Source organism: Geosporobacter subterraneus DSM 17957 (assembly GCF_900142145.1).
In the GTDB taxonomy this organism is placed as follows: domain Bacteria; phylum Bacillota; class Clostridia; order Peptostreptococcales; family Thermotaleaceae; genus Geosporobacter; species Geosporobacter subterraneus.
This window is the reverse complement of the sequence record NZ_FQZV01000101.1, coordinates 1-2,865: the sequence shown is the minus strand read 5'-3', so window position 1 is coordinate 2,865 and position 2,865 is coordinate 1. Positions and strand designations below refer to the sequence as shown.

General features: G+C 38.7%; 4 protein-coding genes. All 4 read right to left on the bottom strand.

Translation table 11 applies throughout. The features are described 5' to 3' along the window. Positions 1-234 precede the first annotated feature (234 nt). The gene (locus tag BUB56_RS19055; protein WP_110942820.1) at positions 235-987 is read right to left on the bottom strand and encodes a transposase; all 753 of its coding nucleotides are present in this window, start codon (positions 985-987) and stop codon (positions 235-237) included. A gap of 353 nt (positions 988-1,340) precedes the next feature. Continuing rightward, the gene (locus BUB56_RS19050; protein ID WP_110942819.1) at positions 1,341-1,691 is read right to left on the bottom strand and encodes a DUF2200 domain-containing protein; all 351 of its coding nucleotides are present in this window, start codon (positions 1,689-1,691) and stop codon (positions 1,341-1,343) included. A gap of 238 nt (positions 1,692-1,929) precedes the next feature. Then, on the bottom strand, positions 1,930-2,409 hold the full coding sequence (rlmH, locus tag BUB56_RS19045; RefSeq protein WP_110942818.1) for a 23S rRNA (pseudouridine(1915)-N(3))-methyltransferase RlmH: 480 nt from the start codon (positions 2,407-2,409) through the stop codon (positions 1,930-1,932). Between the two features lie 4 nt (positions 2,410-2,413). After that, positions 2,414-2,755, bottom strand: a complete 342-nt coding sequence (locus tag BUB56_RS19040) for a rhodanese-like domain-containing protein (protein WP_190014781.1) — start codon at positions 2,753-2,755, stop codon at positions 2,414-2,416. Positions 2,756-2,865 lie beyond the last annotated feature (110 nt).

Below are 2,865 nucleotides of genomic sequence, written 5' to 3'. Positions count from 1 at the left end.
AAATTCACCAACCATTTAATGCTGTTTTGATTTTTTCCGTAGATTACATGTGATTTTATTTGCTTTATTCTTTCATAAACTACTTTACACTACCCCATTCTGATATGTAATCAGATACTCATATTCACATTTTACTTTACAGCTTTACTTTATAGCGATATTAATTCATTGCACCGGAGGACATGGGGACGTTTCGTTTGTCTTTACCCTTCACAACAGTGTCTTATCCTTATCTCATTTTACAGCCTTTTCAACGATAGTTTTACCTATTCCTAATACTCTGGCTAGCTGTCTCATGCTCACTCCTGTACGGAGATAGATATCTCTTATAATCCTATTTCTTTCCTCAATAGGCATCTCTGCTAAAGCTTTAATTTTGATCTCTTTTTCAAGGATACTCTTAAGTACTTCATCTTTGTATTTTGTTACTGGCTTATATTCTAAAAATTCTTCTCTCGTCTCAGCGTTCATATACTCTTCAAAATCTTCCTGTTTTAAAAAATATGACTGGATTAACTGAGTATCTATGAAAGAACCTTGTCCTTTATATGTAGATAGGTATTGGTGATAGCTACTCCATGGATAATCTTTTGCTAGCTCCATCATTTTTGCTTTTACCGGATTTTGATGAATGTATCTTAATACATTCATCAAATAACCCTCCGTTTCAACCACTTCACTCATATATCTATTTTGAAACAAATGACCCGTCCTTTCATGCTTAGTATTATGCCATTGAACATATCCTACAGTGATACGCTTAATGCTTATTCCGATCTCTTCTGACTCTCCTATTAATAAATGTACATGGTTATCCATAAGGCAGTACCCGTACAGTCTGAATCCGGCTGTCTCTTTTGCCTTTATTAGTTTCTCTATGAATTTCGTTCTGTCTTCATCATCTATAAATATCTTTCTTTTATCGATTCCCCTTAACATGATATGATATATTCCGGTTTTGCTCCTTATTCTTGCCATTCGCGCCATCATACCGCCCCCCTATTTCAGAATGTCATAATAGGAAAAGGAAGACAATCGAAACGTCCCCACGTCTTCCAAACGTCCCCACGTCTTCCAAAAACAACAAAATCAAAACTTAAAATGCAAAGTCAAAAGATTGAAAGACCCCATAAGTCAATTCATTAGCACTGATTCCCGTGACTTCCTTCTTCTAGGGCAATCAAAAATTTTGCACATGCATCTAAACGAAATATGCAGACCTAAACACTAGATGTCAACTAATGTTTAGGTCTTATTTTATCGGCAAAACTTCCGATTGAAACCTTCAAGAACTATCCCTTTGTGTCTTTATGGAATCAGTACTTCTTCATTTTTAAATATTATTTCCGCAAAATCTTCTCCATCACTTTTCCCTTTGCTAACTCATCGACCAGCTTATCCAAATAGCGAATTTCTTGCATAGTTGGTTCTTTGATGTCTTCCACTCGGACACCGCAGACCACACCTTTGATCAAAGCTCGCGAAGGATTCAGTTGGGGAGCTTCCGCAAAGAAGGTCTCAAAGTCTGTCTGTTTTTCCAGTTGCGCTTCTAACTCTTCCTGGGTATATCCTGTCAACCAACGGATGATTTCATCGACTTCTGTTTTCGTACGTCCTTTTTTCTCTGCCTTCGTAACATAATGGGGATAGACACTTGCGAAACTCATTGTATAGATATGATGTTTGGTCATGATATATCCTCTCTTATATGGTTTTCTTTATTGTATCACGAAAAAAAGTCGGGTTCAAACGAACGTTACCTTTATTTTTTATTATTCATATTAAGAGTTTTTAATCCTTAATTTTTTATATAAAATATTGACGAGCTCCTTCAGATTCACTTCACAGTCTAGTGTGATTAATTAAGAATAGTTATCAAATAAAGTTTCACATGTCATTTCAACATGAATTCTTATCAAAAAACCGCAGTCACTTATGATAAGGTTCATTCTTCATAATCCTAAATCCCCGATAAATCTGCTCCAGCAAGATCACCCGCATCAACTGATGCGGAAAGGTCATAGGCGAAAAAGAAAGCCTATAATCTGCCCTTCTCCTTACGTCCTCCGACAGTCCTAATGATCCCCCTATGATAAACGCAATATTGCTGTTCCCCTGCAGCCCTAGGCCTTCCAGCATTTCGGCAAACTTCTCTGAGGACACCATCTTTCCTTGGATGTCCAGTACAATGGTATACATCCCTTCCTTTACATGCTTTAGGATATTTTCTCCCTCGGCCCCTTTTACCTGTTCCATTTCTTTCTCGCTCAAATTCTCCGGTGCCTTTTCGTCGAGTACTTCTATGATCGACAGCCTGCAGTATCGGCTGAGTCGTTTCACGTACTCGTCCACCGCGCTGTTCATAAACTTTTCCTTAATCTTTCCTACGCTGATGATAGTAATGTTCATAGGTCTAATCCTCCCCCAGACTAAAGGTATAATCTATATCCCCTTCGATTTCTCTGCGCCAGGCCATGTATCCTCCGGTCAGGTTCAGTACCTTTTCATAGCCGGCTTCACCAAGCATAAAGGCAAAAGCTTTGCTGGATAGACCAATATAGCAGCATACAATGATTTCTTGCTCTTTTGGAAGACTGTACGCCTCCTGAGGCATCTCAAATCCAAAGGGTATGTTTATAGCTCCCGGTATATGATGTTCTTCATAAAAAGCCGGCTGTCTTGTATCTACGATGATCATCTCATCTTTTTGATATATTCTATTTTCCAGTTCCTGCACTGATAAATTTCCTAACATGCTATCTCCTCCGTCATAATAAAAAAGCATCTTCGATGCTTTCGCTAGGAAACCCTAGGTTTCCTTCGACGGCTGCGCGGCAGCCTGAGCACCTTCCTGAATGCGGGCAG